This window comes from Proteiniphilum sp. UBA5463 (genome assembly GCF_002427225.1).
Taxonomy (GTDB): domain Bacteria; phylum Bacteroidota; class Bacteroidia; order Bacteroidales; family Dysgonomonadaceae; genus Proteiniphilum; species Proteiniphilum propionicum.
This window is the reverse complement of sequence record NZ_DIQL01000001.1, coordinates 1-18,321: the sequence shown is the minus strand read 5'-3', so window position 1 is coordinate 18,321 and position 18,321 is coordinate 1. Positions and strand designations below refer to the sequence as shown.

Annotated in this window: 14 protein-coding genes; 11 read left to right on the top strand and 3 right to left on the bottom strand. The window is 37.9% G+C overall.

Annotated features, from left to right (window positions below):
• From B3B27_RS00070 to B3B27_RS00045, 6 genes are all read left to right on the top strand, one after another.
• A partial coding sequence (locus tag B3B27_RS00070) for a helix-hairpin-helix domain-containing protein (protein WP_286846435.1) occupies window positions 1-471 on the top strand: 471 nt, incomplete at its 5' end.
• A 55-nt stretch (window positions 472-526) separates the two neighbouring features.
• Window positions 527-979 (top strand): D-aminoacyl-tRNA deacylase, encoded by a 453-nt coding sequence (gene dtd, locus B3B27_RS00065; RefSeq protein ID WP_286845792.1) that lies wholly within the window; start codon window positions 527-529, stop codon window positions 977-979.
• Between the two features lie 80 nt (window positions 980-1,059).
• On the top strand, window positions 1,060-1,404 hold the full coding sequence (locus B3B27_RS00060; RefSeq protein ID WP_238868323.1) for a nucleotide pyrophosphohydrolase: 345 nt from the start codon (window positions 1,060-1,062) through the stop codon (window positions 1,402-1,404).
• 33 nt (window positions 1,405-1,437) lie between these two features.
• On the top strand, window positions 1,438-2,298 hold the full coding sequence (gene deoC, locus B3B27_RS00055) for a deoxyribose-phosphate aldolase (protein ID WP_238868324.1): 861 nt from the start codon (window positions 1,438-1,440) through the stop codon (window positions 2,296-2,298).
• 37 nt (window positions 2,299-2,335) lie between these two features.
• On the top strand, window positions 2,336-5,731 hold the full coding sequence (locus B3B27_RS00050; protein ID WP_414703306.1) for a glycoside hydrolase family 2 TIM barrel-domain containing protein: 3,396 nt from the start codon (window positions 2,336-2,338) through the stop codon (window positions 5,729-5,731).
• A gap of 316 nt (window positions 5,732-6,047) precedes the next feature.
• Entirely contained in the window at window positions 6,048-6,473 is a 426-nt protein-coding gene (locus B3B27_RS00045) for an Hsp20/alpha crystallin family protein (protein WP_238868325.1), read from the top strand.
• 132 nt (window positions 6,474-6,605) lie between these two features.
• Here the strand turns inward: B3B27_RS00045 and B3B27_RS00040 are convergent, their stop codons facing one another.
• On the bottom strand, window positions 6,606-7,583 hold the full coding sequence (locus tag B3B27_RS00040; RefSeq protein ID WP_238868326.1) for a polyprenyl synthetase family protein: 978 nt from the start codon (window positions 7,581-7,583) through the stop codon (window positions 6,606-6,608).
• Between the two features lie 160 nt (window positions 7,584-7,743).
• Here B3B27_RS00040 and polA point away from each other — a divergent pair, with 160 nt between their 5' ends.
• The 3 genes from polA to B3B27_RS00025 all read left to right on the top strand — a co-directional run bounded on the left by polA (window position 7,744) and on the right by B3B27_RS00025 (window position 11,912).
• The gene (gene polA / locus B3B27_RS00035) at window positions 7,744-10,527 is read left to right on the top strand and encodes a DNA polymerase I (protein ID WP_238868327.1); all 2,784 of its coding nucleotides are present in this window, start codon (window positions 7,744-7,746) and stop codon (window positions 10,525-10,527) included.
• 7 nt (window positions 10,528-10,534) lie between these two features.
• Window positions 10,535-10,987, top strand: coding sequence for a YqaA family protein (locus B3B27_RS00030; RefSeq protein ID WP_286833053.1), 453 nt, complete (start codon window positions 10,535-10,537; stop codon window positions 10,985-10,987).
• A 145-nt stretch (window positions 10,988-11,132) separates the two neighbouring features.
• Window positions 11,133-11,912: a radical SAM protein gene (locus B3B27_RS00025; protein WP_238868329.1), complete on the top strand. Its 780-nt coding sequence runs from the start codon at window positions 11,133-11,135 to the stop codon at window positions 11,910-11,912.
• Between the two features lie 38 nt (window positions 11,913-11,950).
• Here B3B27_RS00025 and ychF read toward each other — a convergent pair whose 3' ends face one another.
• Window positions 11,951-13,054: a redox-regulated ATPase YchF gene (gene ychF / locus B3B27_RS00020; protein ID WP_286845790.1), complete on the bottom strand. Its 1,104-nt coding sequence runs from the start codon at window positions 13,052-13,054 to the stop codon at window positions 11,951-11,953.
• A gap of 235 nt (window positions 13,055-13,289) precedes the next feature.
• Entirely contained in the window at window positions 13,290-14,234 is a 945-nt protein-coding gene (gene nadA, locus B3B27_RS00015) for a quinolinate synthase NadA (RefSeq protein ID WP_238868331.1), read from the bottom strand.
• Window positions 14,235-14,834: 600 nt separating this feature from the next.
• On the opposite strand from nadA, the gene B3B27_RS00010 reads away from it, so the two are divergent.
• A complete protein-coding gene (locus B3B27_RS00010) occupies window positions 14,835-15,842 on the top strand; it encodes a tyrosine-protein phosphatase (RefSeq protein WP_286833058.1) in 1,008 nt (335 codons plus the stop codon).
• 394 nt (window positions 15,843-16,236) lie between these two features.
• On the top strand, window positions 16,237-17,988 hold the full coding sequence (locus B3B27_RS00005) for a DEAD/DEAH box helicase (protein WP_238868333.1): 1,752 nt from the start codon (window positions 16,237-16,239) through the stop codon (window positions 17,986-17,988).
• The last annotated feature ends 333 nt before the right edge of the window (window positions 17,989-18,321 follow it).

The window sequence follows — 18,321 nt, the reverse complement described above, 5'->3', positions numbered from 1 at the left end:
CGCTACTCTCGCGCGCTTAACGAAGGCTCCCCCCTACCCCAACTCATTGTGATTGACGGAGGTAAAGGACAACTAAACGCTGCTGTTGAATCTCTTCAGAAAAATGGGCTTTACGGTAAAATAGCAATTATCGGCATAGCAAAGCGCCTTGAAGAGATATATTTCCCTTATGACCCAGTTCCACTATATATTGACAAAAATTCCGAAACGTTAAAAATTATTCAGCACTTGCGTGATGAAGCACATCGTTTCGGGATTACCTTTCATCGTCAAAAAAGAAGTAAATCGCAAATTATTTCAGAATTAGATAATGTAAATGGGATTGGACCCGAAACAAAGAAAAAGCTTCTCTCTCATTTTAAAAGTATAAAAAGAATTAAAGAATCGAACGAAGAGGAAATAAAAAAACTTATTGGCAACAGCAAAGGCAATAAAATATTGAAATGGATTGCAGAAAGCAACAAAAAATAATTTTATCGAATCTCCACTCTTCAATTCATAAAATTTCAGACAAGATATAATATTTATGAGAATTCTCATCCAGCGTGTATCACAAGCATCAGTACACATAAACGGAAAGGTAAAAAGCACGATAAAAAACGGTCTGATGCTATTGGTGGGTATCGAAGATTCCGACACATCGGAAGATATTGATTTTTTGTGCAAAAAAACAGTTAATTTGCGTATATTTGACGATGAAAACGGAGTGATGAATAAATCGGTACTGGATATTGATGGTGATATCCTTGTTGTTTCACAATTCACGCTGCACGCAAGTACCAAAAAAGGAAATCGTCCGTCATACATTCGTGCGGCAAAACCTGATATTGCCATTCCTTTATATGTAGAATTCTGTGAACGGTTAATATATACATTCGGGAAACCGATAAAAACAGGAGAGTTCGGCGCCAATATGCAAGTGCATCTTATCAATGACGGGCCAGTAACAATTTTAATTGATTCAAAACAAAAAGAATAAATTTATCCGGCTCCAAATATTATACAAACTTGATAAAGTTTGTATGTCTGATAATAAATACTGCGCAAAATAATATAAAAATGACAATCAATGAAGCTCAACAACAGGTAGATAACTGGATTAATAGCTTTGGCGTACGCTATTTTAGCGAACTTACAAATATGGCTATACTTACCGAAGAGGTAGGCGAACTGGCACGAATCATATCAAGAACATACGGCGATCAGTCATTCAAAGATTCAGACTTGTCAAAGAACATCGCTGATGAAATGGCTGATATATTATGGGTACTTATCTGTATGGCAAACCAGACAGGTGTGGACCTTGAAGATGCATTGAAAAAAAATATCATAAAAAAAACTGTAAGAGATTCATCAAGGCACAAGAATAACAGTAAACTAAATAACAAGAAATTAGAACCATAATCCTATTTTATAACTTATTAAACCAATCTGAAAATGGAAACAGATAAATATAGCAAAGCAATAAGTAACCATCCGTTCAAATTAACGGATAAAGAAGTAGCTGAAAAAACAGCAGGAATAATCGCTGAAAAATTTAATGAGAACAATAATCAGAAAGTATATAAAAAGCTTTATGGTTGCATAGACCTTACTACCCTAAACACAACAGATACAAAAGAGTCTGTTTGGAAATTTACAGAACAGGTAAATACCTTCGATGGTACCAATCCCGAAGTGGATAATGTGGCTGCAATCTGCGTATATCCTAACTTTGTGGAGATAGTAAAGGAAGCGCTTACAGCAAATGTTAAAATAGCATGTGTGTCGGGAGGCTTCCCTTCATCACAAACCTTCACAGAGGTGAAAGTAGCCGAAACTGCACTTGCTATCGCCGATGGAGCAGACGAAATAGATATTGTTTTCAATGTAGGACTTTTTCTTGAGGAGTATTATGAAGAGTTGTGTGAAGAAATTTCAGAGATAAAAGAGGCTTGTCGAAATGCTCCATTGAAAGTAATACTTGAAACAGGTGCATTGAAAACAGCAGAAAAGATTCACAAAGCCTCTATCCTCTCACTCTATTCAGGAGCCGATTTCCTAAAGACATCTACAGGTAAGGGTTACCCGGGCGCAACACCGGAAGCAGTATATGTAATGTGCCAAGCAATAAAATCATATTATTTCAAAACAAAACGTATGATCGGAATTAAAGTATCGGGAGGAGTAGCTACTGTTGAAGATGCTGTAAAATATTACACCATAGTGAAAGATGTTCTGGGTGAAGAATGGTGCAACAAAAACCATTTCCGTATTGGTGCAAGCCGATTATCGGATGTATTACTGTCTAAAATATAAACAAATTGAAATCAAATATATTATAAACAGCAATAAGATGAAAATCAAATTTTTAATGATGACTGCAGTTATCGGCATTTCATCTGTTTTCCAATTACCGGCACAGGAATACAGAGTTATTTCCGATTTGCGTAAACTACCCTATTGGCAGGATGTTAATGTTGTTAAAGTAAACAAGGAACATCCACGTACGCAATTTATGACGTACGACAATAAATCCGATGCGTTAAAAACACGTTTCGAAGAAAGTAAATATTACAAATCTCTAAACGGGACATGGGATTTTTATTTTGTAGATTCTTACAAACAGCTCCCTGAAAATGTTACAGATTCAACTGTCTCGCTTGACGGCTGGAAAGAGATCAGAGTCCCGGGGAACTGGGAGATGCAGGGATTTGGAACGGCTATTTACGTTAATCACCCTTATGAGTTCGTAGAGCGTGACCCGAAAACACGTTATCCGAAGATTGAACAACCCTACCTCCCCGAAGATAATCCCGTTGGCGTATATCGCCGTGAGATTGATATACCTGAAAGCTGGAGCGACCGGGAAATTTTTCTTAGCTTAGATGGGGCAAAATCGGGCGTATATGTCTATATCAATGGTAAAGAAGTGGGATATAGCGAAGATTCTAAAACAGCCGCCGAATTCAGAATAAACAAGTATGTAAAACCGGGAAAAAACACGATTGTTCTGAAATTATTCCGCTGGAGTACAGGATCTTACCTAGAATGCCAGGACTTCTGGCGTATGAGCGGTATAGAAAGGGATGTATTTCTATGGTCGCAACCCAAAACTTCTCTCCGCGACTTCAGAATTAAATCAACTCTTGACGATAGCTATAAAAATGGCATATTTGAGCTGGAGACGACAATAAGCAACTACAATTCAGGTGCATCATTTGCTGAGGTATCTTATGAGCTGCTAGATGCATCTGGAAAAATTGTTGCATCAGATATTAAGCCCATCAGCATCCATAGCAACGGTGAAAATGCCATATCCTTCACAGCTAAACTGGCTGATGTTGATACATGGACATCTGAACATCCTAACCTTTATAAACTGCTTATCACAGTGAAAAAAGAGGGAGAGCCTTCAGGCGAGGTAGTCCCCTACCCTGTCGGCTTTCGCCGAATAGAGATAAAAACAGTTAAAACGGGTGACAGAATCGACAGGCTGTTCCTTGTAAACGGTCAGCCTATTAAACTCAAAGGGGTAAATATTCATGAGACAAATCCAAAAACTGGGCACTATGTCACTGAAGAGCTGATGAAAAAGGATTTCACGCTGATGAAACAACATAACATCAACACTGTACGTCTTTCACATTACCCCCAATCGCGCCGGTTTTATGAACTTTGCAGTGAATATGGACTGTATGTGTATGATGAGGCAAATATTGAATCGCACGGGCTTTATTACGGCCAGCGCTCACTTGCAAAACATCCTGAATGGGAGCAGGCTCACATGGACAGGACAGTAAATATGTTTGAACGAAATAAAAATCATCCGTCGGTAACCATATGGTCATTAGGCAATGAAGCCGGTAACGGAATAAATTTTTTTCATACCTACAAATACCTAAAAGACCAGGAACGTAATTTTATGAACCGTCCTGTAAACTACGAACGGGGACTATGGGACTTTAATACGGATATGTATGTACCTCAATACCCAAGTGCGGCATGGCTCCACGAAATAGGAAGAAAAGGTAGTGACCGTCCTGTTATCCCCTCGGAATATTCACACGCAATGGGGAACTCAAACGGAAATCTTGATATACAGTGGGAGGCTATATACAAATATCCCAATCTACAGGGAGGTTACATATGGGATTGGGTAGATCAAGGAATGGAGGCCTATGACGAAAACGGGCGCCATTATTACAAATATGGCGGAGATTACGGTGTTGATATGCCTAGTGACGGTAACTTTCTCTGCAACGGATTGGTGAATCCAGATCGTACCCCCCACCCCTCTATGGCCGAAGTAAAATATGTTCATCAGAATTTTGCTTTTGAAGCAATTGATCTTACCAAAGGAATTTTCAGGATTATCAACCGTCAATATTTTTCAGATACCGATAACTACGTATTCAAATTCAATATTACTGAAAATGGTAATATATTATCTGATGGAATACTTCAGATTTCCCTGCAGCCTCAAACGAGTACTGAAGTTTCTGTCCCAGTAGGCAACCTGCAGCCTAAAGCAGGCAGAGAATACTTTATCAACTTCGAGGTAATTCAAAAAATAGAAACACCTCTTATTCCTGCAAATCATCTAGTTGCAATTGAACAATTCAAGTTGCCGTTAACAGCATCGAAGCAGATTTATGTCGATAAACCAAAAGGGCCTTCTCTGAAAATAAATAATTCAAAAGACAAAGTAGTAGTATCATCTCCTGTAGTAAATTTTGTATTTGACATGAAAACCGGAGTAGCTACCTCCTATAAAGTAAAGGGAATTGAATATTTTGATAAGGGTTTTGGTATTCAACCCAACTTCTGGCGTGGTCCAAATGATAACGACTACGGAAACGGTGCACCAAACCGCCTGCAAATATGGAAACAATCGAGCAAAAACTTCAACGTAACTGATGCGAAAGCCTATTCCGAAGGAAATAATGCAGTGCTTGAGACCACTTACCTGCTTGCTGCCGGTAACCTTTACACGGTGAAATACACAATTTACCCGTCCGGAATAATGAAAATTGGTATAGAGTTTTTCTCCGCAGAGAGGGAAGAGAAGCAGATTGCAGCATCAGAAGCTACTCTTACAGCAACCTTTTCTCCTGAAGCATCAGCAGCTCGCAAAGCTTCATCATCGCTTACCGTCCCTAGAATAGGCATTCGTTTCCGCTTACCAACATCTATGAACAACGTGGAATATTTCGGGAAAGGCCCGGGCGAAAATTATATCGACAGGGCGTCTGGTTCAAAAGTAGGTCTCTATAAAACTACTGTGGAAGAGATGTACTACCCTTACGTACGTCCCCAGGAAAACGGGCACAGAACCGATACCCGATGGGCAGCTTTTACTAACCAAAAGAAAGGGTTACTTGTTGTAGCCGATAGTACAATCGGTTTTAATGCATTGCGTAACAGCATTGAAGACTTCGACTCCGAAGAGGCTGTACACCGTCCCTATCAGTGGAATAATTTAAGCAGCGAAGAGATTGCATCACGTTCTGAGGAAGAAGCAAAAAACAACAGGCCAAGGCAGACACATATTAACGATATTGTTCCTCGGAACTTTGTAGAAGTATGTATAGATATGAAACAGCAGGGCGTTGCAGGATACAACAGCTGGGGAGCCCGCCCCCTTTCCGAGTACAGCATTCCTGCAAACAGGGATTACAAATGGGGTTTCACACTTATTCCCATTAGTAATACCTCTGAGATTGCTGAAAAAACAGTCTTTGAATATTGATCCAGATATACATAATCATTGGAAAGGCGGAATTTCTTGTCCGCCTTTCTTTTTTATGACCATAGCATAATTGATAAGTCACCCCCCACCCTGCCACTTTGTCGCCTTAATTCTCATATTTATAGAGTTTTTCGAGCACATCAAGCCATTTTGTCACTTTTTGAGTTATAAAAGGTCTAATTCTGTATCGGCATATCTTTTGCACTTTCAATAGTGTAACTAAAACTATTTCGTTAGTCTAAATATGATAAAAGAGAAATGGTTTAATTTTTAGAAAAAAATAAATTTAAACATAAACAAAAGAAAGGACAAAATTATGGCAATTATCAGACGTACCGGCAACTGGTTACCGAGTGTTTTCAATGATTTTTTCGGTAATGAATGGATGGAAAACAGCAGCAAATCTGTTCCTGCTATCAATATTCAGCAGAACAACAAAGGATTCACAGTAGAGGTTGCTGCTCCTGGGATGACGAAAGAAGATTGTTTGGTTAGAATTGACGAAAACAATAACCTGGTAATCTCTTTCGAAAAGAAAATCGAACATGAAAATAAAGATGAAAAAGGTGTTTATCTCAGGCGTGAATTTTCATATACCCAGTTCCAGAGAACCATGATCTTACCAGATAACATTGAGAAAGATAAGATCTCTGCAAAGGTAGAAAATGGTGTATTAACTGTAGAAATTCCTACTGTGAAAGAAGAGAAAGTTTCCAAGTCGAAACTGATAGATATCAAGTAAAAAAAGAGAACAAAAATGAAAGAGGCTGTATCAGAATAGAGAAAAAGCCTTAAAAATTGTATATTAAACTATGTTCTCAGGCATGAGTGTTAATGATGAGAGGGTAAATTCACAATGTAATTTACCCTCTTTTTAATTGGCCCGGTCTCTTAAATAAGAGAGAAAGAGATGTAACAGAAACTGTATTTCACTACTGACTGCGGTAAGATCTGAAATCATACTCTCAGCTTTAGTCAAAAAATCATTCATTATTTTTGTAGCATATTCAATTCCATGCTGTTCTTTTGCAAACTGTAACAACAGCTCAATATTATCATCTGAATAATCTCTGGAATGAATAATTTGCATCATCTCCTCTACCAACTCTGAAGGGGCGTTTTGCAAAGCATAAATAAGAGGAAGGGTAATTTTTCCTTCCCTAATATCATTGCCTGTAGGCTTTCCTACATCAGCCTTATAATAATCGAAAATATCGTCTCTTATCTGGAAAGCTAAACCAAAAAATCTTCCCAGCATGCTGAACTTTTCAACGGTATCGGCGTCCGCTCCACCCGTTATAGCACCAATGGTAGTGCATACACTCATCAGTGAAGCGGTTTTTTTATCAATAACTTTAAAGTAAGCCTTTTCATCTATGATAATCTCACTTGCGAGTGAAAATTGTTCCAGCTCTCCTTCTGAAAGACTCTTCCCCATCTCAGAAATAATTCTGATTATATCAAGATTCCTTGTCTTCACGCTTTCGGCCAGTGCAGCAGATAAGAGATAATCGCCTGCTAAAACAGCCTTTGTGTTATCGTATACTGCGTTAACTGATTGTTTTCCCCTCCTGATCTCAGACCTGTCAATCACGTCATCATGAATAAGAGTGGCTGTATGAAGCAATTCTACCGTTACTGCACCGTGGTAAGTCTCGGGAATAATATGCCCGCATGCTTTTGCCGATAATAGGACCAATGTTGGCCTTAATTGTTTGCCATTAGTTCTAAAAATAAAATTAATCATCTCAGTAATGCGGGGATTATTGCTTATTACTGATTTGCGTAAATAGTCATCAAAAAGGAGCAGTTCTTCCTGAAGAAAATCTTTTATGACCGAACTTTGATCCATCACTGTTTCTATAATAACCCACAAAATTAAAAATAATTCTCCGCTTAGCAACAAATATTCGTAACTTTACATCCACTAAAATTTATTTTTAGTAAATTATGATACAAGTAACATAAATATCATAGGTTCCATGGTTACAATTGTAAAAGTAAAAAATTGTATGAATAAAAACAGACTTTTCCTTCTCGATGCATACGCACTTATCTACAGGTCTTATTACGCATTTATTAAGAACCCAAGGATAGACTCAAAGGGACGTAATACATCTGCTGTTTTCGGATTCGTGAATACGCTTGAAGAGGTGCTTCGCGAGGAAAATCCTTCACATATTGCCGTAGCATTCGATCCTGAAGGGCCTACCTTCCGCCATAAAGAGTTCGAGGGTTATAAAGCTCAACGAGATGCAACTCCTGAAGATATCAAATTATCAGTTCCCATCATTAAAAAAATTATTGAAGCATATAATATCCCCATTCTTGAGGTTCCCGGATATGAGGCAGATGACGTTATTGGCACTATTGCCAAACGAGCCGACAAAGAGCGTTTCGATGTATATATGATGACCCCCGACAAAGATTTTGCCCAGCTCACAGAGACTCATATCTTCATCTACAAACCAAAATACGGAAGTAGCGGATATGATGTACTAAACGATAAAAAAGTAATGGAAAAGTACGCCCTATCCCACCCGGAGCAGATGATTGATCTTCTGGGGCTAATGGGGGACAGCGCCGACAATATTCCCGGTTGTCCCGGTGTAGGAGAGAAAACTGCTATTAAACTGCTACACCAATTCGGTTCTATAGAGAATCTCCTCGAAAACAACGATCAACTGAAAGGCGCATTGAAAAACAAAATTGAAGAAAACCGCGATCAAATACTATTCTCGAAATTTCTTGCCACAATAAAAACGGATGTACCAATTGAGGTTAGAGAGAACGACTTTATACGTAAGGAGATGGACAAGGATGCTCTGCAGGAGATCTTTGAAGAACTGGAATTTAGAACACTGATTACGCGAGTATTTAAACAGGATTTTCAGAAGAAAAAATCAAACGAACCTGTACAGGGAGATCTCTTTTCGATGTTTGACAACACTAGTGTGCCGGAAGAAACTCAATTACTGTCTAATTTCGCTGATATTCATACCACTCCTCATCAATATATCATGGTACAATCGGAAGAGGAGATGGTAGCACTCAACAAGAAACTGTGTGCACGGAAATCGGTCTGTTTCGATACTGAAACAACAGGTGTTGATCCGCTTCTAAGCGACCTGGTAGGGCTATCTTTCGCATATACTGAGGGTGAAGCGTATTATGTACCTATATCAGCTAATCGTGATAGAGCGCTGCAACAGACAAAAATTTTCAAGACTTTTTTTGAAGATGAGGGTATAGAAAAGGTAGGGCAGAACATCAAATATGATATTCTCGAACTTCGTAACTACAATATCAATGTAAAGGGTGCACTTTTTGATACGATGATAGCTCATTATCTTCTCAATCCAGAAATCCGCCACGGAATGGATTACATGGCTGAAACATACCTCAAGTACAGGACCATTCATATTGATGAACTTATTGGCCCAAAAGGAAAGAATCAAAAAAATATGAGAGATGTAGATCCGGTCCTTGTAACGGATTATGCTGCTGAAGATGCCGATATCACGCTAAAACTTAAAAATATTCTCAAAAAAGAGATCAGTCAAAACAATCTTACACATCTTTTATACGAGGTTGAATTGCCTCTTATACATGTACTTGCCGACATGGAGTGGACAGGCGTACGGTTAGACCTGGAAGCTTTGAAAGACCTCTCAAAGGAGTATACGGCCGAACTTCTGCAGATAGAGAGAGAGATTATGGAGATGGCTGGCACCGAGTTCAATATGAACTCCCCGAAACAGACGGGGGAAGTGCTTTTTGACCGTATGAAGATTGTTGAAAGGCCTAAAAAAACCAAAACTGGCCAATACAAAACCAGTGAGGAAGAACTTGAAAAGATCAAATCCAAACACCCAATCATCGCTAAAATACTTGAACAGAGAAGCCTTAAAAAACTGCTTAGCACCTATATCGATTCTTTTCCACAGCTTATAAACCCCCGAACTGGGAAAATACATACATCATACAATCAAACTGTTGCAGCAACAGGACGTTTGAGCAGCACAAATCCAAACCTTCAGAATATACCGATCCGCGATGAACGGGGTAAAGAGTTGCGCAAAGTGTTTATACCCGATGAAGGATGTATATTTGCATCATCAGACTATTCACAGATAGAGCTGCGCATCATGGCACATCTGAGTAGTGATAAAAATATGGTGGAAGCGTTCAATAAAGGAGAGGATATTCATGCTGCCACATCCGCAAGAATCTACAAAATTCCTTTAGAGGAGGTAACAGAAGACATGCGACGAATTGCCAAGACAGCCAACTTCGGTATTATCTATGGCATTACACCTTACGGATTGTCGGAGAGGCTCAATATTTCACGTAGTGATGCCAAAGAACTGATAGATGGATATTTTGATACCTTCCCCGGTGTGAAGAGTTACATGGATAAAAGTATCTCCAAAGCCAGGGAAAAAGGATTTGTGGAAACTATCTTCGGCCGCAGGCGTTACCTGCCGGATATTAACTCCCGCAACGCCACTGTTCGCGGATACGCCGAAAGGAACGCCATTAATGCTCCTATTCAGGGTAGTGCCGCAGATATAATCAAGGTAGCTATGATACGAATATTCAATCGTTTTCAGCAAGAGAAGCTGAAGTCCAAAATGATCCTTCAGGTGCATGATGAGCTTGATTTCAATGTTTTTCCTGAAGAACTGGGAAGAATAAAAGAGATAGTGGTGGAAGAGATGGAGAATGCCTGCAAACTAAGTGTTCCGCTGAAAACAGACCTGGGAGTAGGTGATAACTGGCTGTCAGCACATTGATTGAGATATGCTGGACGGATTAGCGGAATACGGATATTGGGGCCTGCTGTTGTCATCGTTCCTGGCAGCAACAATTCTTCCTTTTAGCTCAGAGGTGGTTTTTGCTGCCCTGATTGCAGCGGGAATGGATATCTGGACATGCATAATTTATGCTACTGCCGGAAACACTGCTGGTGGTGCAACATGCTATTATTTAGGTCGGTTGGGAAAAACAGAATGGTTGGAGAAATGGTTTAAAATCAAACCTGAAAAAGTCAATAAAACTATCACCTGGCTACATGGTAAGGGAGCCGTGATGGGTTTTTTCGGATTTCTACCTGCTGTGGGAGATGTTATGCTGGTAGCATTAGGTTTTATGCGTGCAAATATGCCCATTGTAATGACCTCAATGACTATCGGCAAGTTTCTGAGATATCTGATCATAGGGTTAGGAACCGGACATATTATGTCCTGGTTTTAATTATTCAGTTTTTAGTCTACTTTAACAAGTCGTTTTGTGAAAAAAGAAATTTTATTTTCTAGTGATTATAATGCCAAATCATCTAATTTGAGACTTTTTCAAGCAGACTCAGTTTTTAATTTTTACTTTTAGTTTATCAATAAATATGTCAACGATACTCTTTCATGAAATTGTTTTTGGCCCCATTCACAGCAGAAGGCTGGGAATATCGCTTGGAATAAACCTGCTGCCTTACGACGGTAAACTTTGTTCGTTCGACTGCATTTACTGCGAATGTGGTTTTAACAAAGATTTCAGGACTAAAACAAAATTGCCTGACAGGATGAATGTACGTGCAGCTCTGGAAAATAAACTGTTATCACTCCTGAAGGAAGGCGTAACTCCCGATGTTATCACTTTCGCCGGCAACGGAGAACCTACCATGCATCCTGAATTTGAGGTAATTGTTGACGATACCGTTGAATTGCGAAACATCTATTTTCCAGATGCCAAAATAAGTGTTCTTACCAACGGAATGCATCTCGAACGGGGAAAGGTTTTAGATGCTCTGAAAAAGGTTGAAAATCCGATATTAAAACTTGATTCTGCATTCGATAAAACCGCCAAGCTTATCAATCGTCCCAACTCTCACATTTACAGGGTAGCAAAACAGGTTGAAAACTATAAACGTTTTCAGGGCAATTTTATACTCCAAACTATGTTCATCCGGGGTGAATTTGAAGGAGAGGTTATAGACAATACAACAGAAGAAGAGATTTCAGCATGGTTAGAGCTCGTAAGAGAGTTGAAACCGCGCGAGGTGATGATTTATACTATAGACCGGGAAACACCTGTTAAAACGCTTGAAAAAGTGCCCTTAGGCGATTTGCTAAAAATTGCCGACAGGGTAGGGAAGTTAGGTATAAAAACAAATGTTGCAGGGTAGAGTTAACTTTTTTGATATTTTGTACATTGAAAGCAGACTTACACGTTAAATCTGAAGTGCATGATGTCTCCGTCCCTGACTATATACTCCTTACCCTCAACACTCATTTTCCCGGCTTCCTTTACAGCATTTTCAGATCCATAGGTAATATAATCTTCATATTTTATCACTTCAGCACGTATAAATCCTTTCTCGAAGTCGGTATGTATTACTCCCGCGCACTGCGGTGCTTTCCAACCTTTCTGAAACGTCCATGCCCTCACTTCCTGCGGTCCAGCCGTAAGAAATGTTTGAAGGTTTAATAACCTATAAGCCGCTTTTATCAAACGGTTCACTCCTGATTCTTCAAGACCAATTTCATTCAGAAACATCTCACGTTCTTCATAAGTGTCAAATTCAGCTATTTCTGACTCAATTTTTGCTGCCACAATTAAAATTTCCGCATTTTCATTTTTCGTTGCTTCACGAACCTGATCAACATAAATGTTACCATTAACAGCGCTTGACTCATCTACATTACATACATACAACACAGGTTTTGATGTTAAAAGATAGAGATCTCTTGCAGCTTTAAATTCGTCTTTAGTATCGAAATGAACTGTCCGGGCAGATTCACCCTTGAGCAACGCTTCTTTAATCTTTGAGTAAACCTGAAAGGCAATCCTTGCCTCTTTGTCACCTCCTGTTTTGGCCTGTTTTTCTACTTTATTTAACCGGGCTTCAATGGTTTCAAGATCTTTCAATTGAAGTTCAGCATCTATTATTTCCTTATCCCTGACAGGATCTATCTTACCATCTACATGAGTAACATTTTCATCATCGAAACAGCGTAGTACGTGCAATATTGCATCAGTTTCTCGAATATTTGCAAGAAACTTGTTTCCTAAACCTTCACCTTTACTGGCTCCTTTAACCAATCCTGCAATATCAACTATCTCCACAGTTGTTGGAACAATCTTTTGGGGATTAACCAATTCAGCCAATTTATTTAAACGCTTATCAGGAACGGTAATAACTCCAACATTTGGTTCTATTGTACAGAACGGAAAATTTGCCGCCTGTGCTTTTGCGTTCGATAAACAATTGAAAAGTGTTGATTTGCCAACGTTTGGTAATCCTACGATACCACATTGTAAAGCCATTTTGTTGATATTTTAAGACCGCTTTATTTCTAAAAACTCACTTAAATAAAAAGCGGTGTATAAATGATTTTTTCGCGGTGCAAAGTTACAAAAAAGGTGTTAGTTAATAAACTCTCTTTACAGGAATGTGTTGTTTAAGTTATTACAACAAGGAGTCATCACCGAAAGGTCTATTTTATTGAAATCGGGAAAAATAAATTGATGTATTGATTTAACATCATTTTAAACCATAACGTCACAATCCATACCTTGCCGAAATTTCCAACATTCGCTCTATCGGCATCACAGCTTTAATTCTTACTTCTTCATCGATTAAAATTTCAGGCTTTTCATTTTTTAGACAGAGGTATAATTTTTCCAAAGTGTTCATTTTCATGTAAAAACACTCATTACAAGCACAGGTAGAATCTTCAGGGGGAGCAGGAATAAACAGTTTATCTGGATTTTCTTTCTTCATCTGATGTAAAATTCCCGCTTCTGTAGCAACAATAAACCTTATGTTATTTGATTTGGTTGCAAATTTTAAAATTGATGATGTTGAACCCACGTGATCAGCTATTTCCAACATATATTTCGGACATTCAGGATGTGCAAGAATTAATGCATCGGGATATTCTCTTTTTAAATCCATAATTTTCTCCAGTGAAAACTGCGAATGAACATGACATACTCCATTCCATAAAAGCATATTTCTACCGGTGAGTTTATTGATATAATCACCTAAATTTTTATCAGGACCGAATATTATTTTTTCCGATTCCGGAAGTGATTCCACAATTTGTTTTGCATTTGAAGAAGTAACAACAATATCTGTAAGCGCTTTTACAGCTGCACTTGTGTTAACGTAGGATATAACGGTGTGGTCAGGATGTTCATTGACAAATTTTTCAAATTCATCAGCGGGACAGCTTTCTGCCAAAGAACATCCGGCATTCATATCAGGGATAAATACTCTCTTCTCCGGACTCAATATTTTAGCCGTTTCTCCCATAAAATGAACACCACAAAGAACAATCACATCAGCTGTTGTTTTTGCAGCCCATTGAGCTAATGCAAGGCTATCTCCTACAAAATCAGCAATATCTTGAATTTCAGACTCCTGGTAATAGTGCGCTAAAATAATAGCATTTTTTTCTTTTTTGAGACTCTGAATATTTTGAATTATTTCTTCTTTTGTCATAAACTATTATTATTTACTTATTAAAAATAAAATCATATATGATAATAATGATGGCTTGTTGATAGTGTTGATGATTTTTTACCAAAAAATTTGACCGGATCGTTATCAAATATACAGAGCCGGTTATCAATAGTTATCAACAGGATAAATTTATTTTTTATCTTGAACGATAGATAATTATAAACTTTATCATAAACTGTTTATAAAAAGCAAAGTTAATAATTAATTTCTTTTCTGTTACAAAGTACCTGTTGAAAAGAAGGTGATATTCTACTGTTAAGAAAGTGTTATATTGTTGGGATAATCAGATATATTTTCTATCTCATCTATTTTCAACATTTCCAAATTAACTTTTAATAATCTGTTTACACACAATTCACAGGTTATCAACAATTATAAAAGTTGCATAAAATTAACCTAAACGCCTATAATATAAAGTATTAAAAAGAAAAATGAATTTCTATATATTGTTAATACTTATTTTAATATATCATTTGAGAACAAAGTTTTTATTACATTTGTTTGTTATTAAAGAGGAAAGTGAAGAAACTATATCCCATATTTATTCTGTTTTTACTGTATCTTCTTGTAAACTCCTGTATGTCAACAGTAAAAATTACATCTGTAGTTGAAAAAGATACGGAGGGGGATTTTCTGTTAAAATGGGAAGTAAGCCCTGATCAGGAAGGTAACATCGATATTTACTCATCTCTCACTGATAGTTCACTGACAAGTTTTACACAGATAACCTCCAGGAGTATCACTGACCAGGTTCTTAGGGTAAATCCTACAGGTTCCGGTTTAAGAGAGTATTTTATTCTCCGTACGGGGGGAGTAAAGTCAGGTGTTGTTGCCAACAGAGCTATCGACATGAATAATATTAAGAATTTTAGAGATATAGGTGGATATTATACGACTGATAATCAACAGGTAAAATGGGGACAAATATACAGGTCTGCCGATTTAAGCAACGCTACATTATATGATCAGGAGAGGATAAGAAGGTTAAATATTAAGACAGTGATCGATTTCAGGTCGGAACGAGCTGCTAAAAAGTACCCTATTCTTATTCATCCTTCAATTAGAAAAATGTCTCTTCCGTTAAATCCTATGGATGCTTATAAGCTTGATGAGCAAATGAAAGATGTACATTTCGACCGGAGCGATGCTATACATTATGTTCAGGAGGAGTATGTAGCTATTGTGGAAAATCATAAAGTTCAGTTCGGAGAGCTTTTCGATATTCTTACAAATGATAGTAACTATCCTGTGTTGCTGACCGGTTCACTGGGTAAAGATGGTGTTGGAATGGCAGCATATTTTATTTTATATGCCATTGGTGTACCTGAAATTACATTGGAACAGGATTATATGCTTTCTAATATGTACATAGATCCTGCAAAAGCAGAAATAGATGCAAACAATCTCTCTGAATCTATGCAGGAAGCTGTGACTGCCATGCTGTCCGTTAACAGGGCATACTTGAATTATGCTATTGACCATATAAAAACAAAGTATGGATCGGTTGACAATTACCTTGAAAAAGAGCTGCGGGTAACTCAGGGAAAAAGAAATTTATTGAAAAAATACCTTCTTTATCGTTTTTGATTACTGTTTATTCAATTTATTTTCATACTTTTGCACCCGATTTTGATGGGGTGATATGAAATTTTACATTTAAGGTTATCCTTATTACCTTCATAAAATCACATATTGTAATTGAATTTTCTCTCATCTTTATGAACTATTTCGTTAATCTGGCACATAAGCTAAACTAGTTTGCATTATGTCGTGGATGGAAATAGTCTGACTTCTGTAAATATTTGCGTTTAAGCATTATTATCAGAAATCAGTCTTGGTTGCAATGTTATCGTAAAGCGATAAAAGAAACAAAACTTATTTTAAGCATTGTTGTTGCGGTCAAATGACTCACCTTGGTGAGTAGTTGTGTGGAGTGGAGTATAGAGAAATATCAATACTCACACATTAAACATTTATAAAAATGAGAACATTCGAAGAATTAGGAGTTGATTCCCAAATTCAACTTGCCATTACTGAATTAGGTTTCGAACAGCCAATGCCTGTACAGGCAGAGGTAATCCCCCTTTTGCTGGGAAACACAAGCAATATTATAGCACTTGCCCAAACCGGAACCGGAAAAACAGCCGCATTTGGTATACCCATTATCCAGAAAACAGATCCGAAATTTTTATCACCTCAAACGCTCATCCTTTGTCCAACAAGAGAACTGTGCCTTCAAATTGCAGGTGATCTGACTGACTATTCTAAATATGCGGAAGATGTAAAAATCCTTCCCGTTTATGGAGGTTCCAGTATTGAGAGCCAGATACGTGCCCTTAAAAGGGGTGTGCATATTATTGTGGCTACCCCGGGAAGGCTTATCGACCTGATAAACCGCAATACTGTATCACTGGATAATGTACAAACTTTTGTGTTGGATGAAGCAGATGAGATGCTAAACATGGGCTTTTCAGAAGATATTGACGAAATACTTTCGCATATTCCTGTGGAACGCAGTATGCTCCTTTTTTCTGCAACAATGCCGAAAGAGATTGAAAAAATAAGCCGGAAATATATGAAGAGTCCGGTAGAGGTTACTATAGGAAGGAAAAACGAGGGTGCTCAAAATGTAAGGCACATCTATTACATGGTGCATGCCAAAGATAAATATCTTGCACTGAAACGAATTGTAGATTATTATCCCAATATTTACGGAATAATTTTTTGCCGTACCAGAAAAGAGACACAGGAGATAGCAGAAAAACTTCTTCAGGACGGTTACGATGCAGACTCATTGCATGGCGACCTTTCCCAGGCACAACGCGATAATGTAATGAGTAAATTCAGAAACAGAAACCTTCAACTGCTGGTAGCAACTGATGTGGCTGCAAGAGGGTTGGATGTGGATGATGTTTCGCATGTAATAAATTTTGGTTTACCCGACGATTGTGAAGTTTATACTCATCGTAGCGGAAGGACCGGCAGGGCTGGCAAGACCGGTACATCAATCTCTATAATTCATATAAAAGAGAAAGGAAAAACTGCACAGATTGAAAAGCTTATCAACAAAAAATTTGAGAGACGTGAAGTCCCGAAGGGCGATGTAATTTGTGAAAAACAGCTGTTCAACTTTGTTGATAAAATTGAAAAAGTAAAAGTGAACGAGGAAGAGATAGAACGTCTGCTTCCATCTATTTTCCGTAAACTGGAATGGCTTGGAAAAGAAGATATAATAAAAAGAGTTGTCTCTCTGGAGTTCAATCGTCTGATTGAGTATTATCAGAAGGCCGAAGAGATTCACCAGCCTGAAGAGTCATCATCAAAAAGGAATGAAGGCAGATCTGGTGCTAAAAACTACGACAGAAATGAAAAAAATAGTCGTAAACCGGAAAAAGGTTATGCCCGCATATTTATCAATGTTGGGAAGATGGATGGTGCGAATCCGTCCACTCTTATGGGTTTCATCAATGAAAATGTGAAAGGGAAAGTTCCTGTGGGAAGAATAGACCTGTTGAAAAGCTTCTCTTTTTTTGAAGTTCCCGATGAATATGCGTCGAAAGTGGTTAATACTTTTAGAGGTATGTACATAGATGAAAGGAAACTGGTAGTGCAAATGGCTCAGGATGGTCATAGTCCAGAGAGAGGGAGGAGAGATTTTGCAGACCGTTTTTATCAGGAAAACAGCATAAACAGGCACAATAAAGGAAAAAATGGAGGTCGCAGGAAACGGTGATTGTTCCTCGGGGTTGAGCTGAATTTTTTACAGAGTGGGGTTCCTATATAATTCTCTTTATCTTTCAGATACTGTTGCAGTGCATCACCCTTTACTTAAAAAAGGAAGTCAAAAATTAAATCAATTTGATTCAATATCAGAAAAAATAAACTTTTCATTTATTTTATATGTGTCTTTAAAAAGGTATAGATGCTAAGGCTGTATCTTTTTTTATATCTTTGTGAACCATATAGCATAAGACCTATGGCACGAAGAAGACTTTCCCAGACTCAAATTGCTTTTATTATCATCCTCTGGCTTGTTCTGGTAGCGTATATTCTATTGTACGCTAAA

Excerpts from the sequence above, each read along its gene's own strand:
- nadA (WP_238868331.1), bottom strand. The coding sequence starts at position 14,234 with ATGACAAAAGAAGAAATAATTCAAAATATTCAGAGTCTCAAAAAAGAA.
- deoC (WP_238868324.1), top strand. The coding sequence starts at position 1,438 with ATGGAAACAGATAAATATAGCAAAGCAATAAGTAACCATCCGTTCAAA.
- ychF (WP_286845790.1), bottom strand. The coding sequence starts at position 13,054 with ATGGCTTTACAATGTGGTATCGTAGGATTACCAAACGTTGGCAAATCA.
- B3B27_RS00045 (WP_238868325.1), top strand. The coding sequence starts at position 6,048 with ATGGCAATTATCAGACGTACCGGCAACTGGTTACCGAGTGTTTTCAAT.
- B3B27_RS00010 (WP_286833058.1), top strand. The coding sequence starts at position 14,835 with ATGTCAACAGTAAAAATTACATCTGTAGTTGAAAAAGATACGGAGGGG.
- B3B27_RS00060 (WP_238868323.1), top strand. The coding sequence starts at position 1,060 with ATGACAATCAATGAAGCTCAACAACAGGTAGATAACTGGATTAATAGC.
- B3B27_RS00030 (WP_286833053.1), top strand. The coding sequence starts at position 10,535 with ATGCTGGACGGATTAGCGGAATACGGATATTGGGGCCTGCTGTTGTCA.
- dtd (WP_286845792.1), top strand. The coding sequence starts at position 527 with ATGAGAATTCTCATCCAGCGTGTATCACAAGCATCAGTACACATAAAC.
- B3B27_RS00025 (WP_238868329.1), top strand. The coding sequence starts at position 11,133 with ATGTCAACGATACTCTTTCATGAAATTGTTTTTGGCCCCATTCACAGC.
- B3B27_RS00005 (WP_238868333.1), top strand. The coding sequence starts at position 16,237 with ATGAGAACATTCGAAGAATTAGGAGTTGATTCCCAAATTCAACTTGCC.
- polA (WP_238868327.1), top strand. The coding sequence starts at position 7,744 with ATGAATAAAAACAGACTTTTCCTTCTCGATGCATACGCACTTATCTAC.
- B3B27_RS00040 (WP_238868326.1), bottom strand. The coding sequence starts at position 7,583 with ATGGATCAAAGTTCGGTCATAAAAGATTTTCTTCAGGAAGAACTGCTC.
- B3B27_RS00050 (WP_414703306.1), top strand. The coding sequence starts at position 2,336 with ATGAAAATCAAATTTTTAATGATGACTGCAGTTATCGGCATTTCATCT.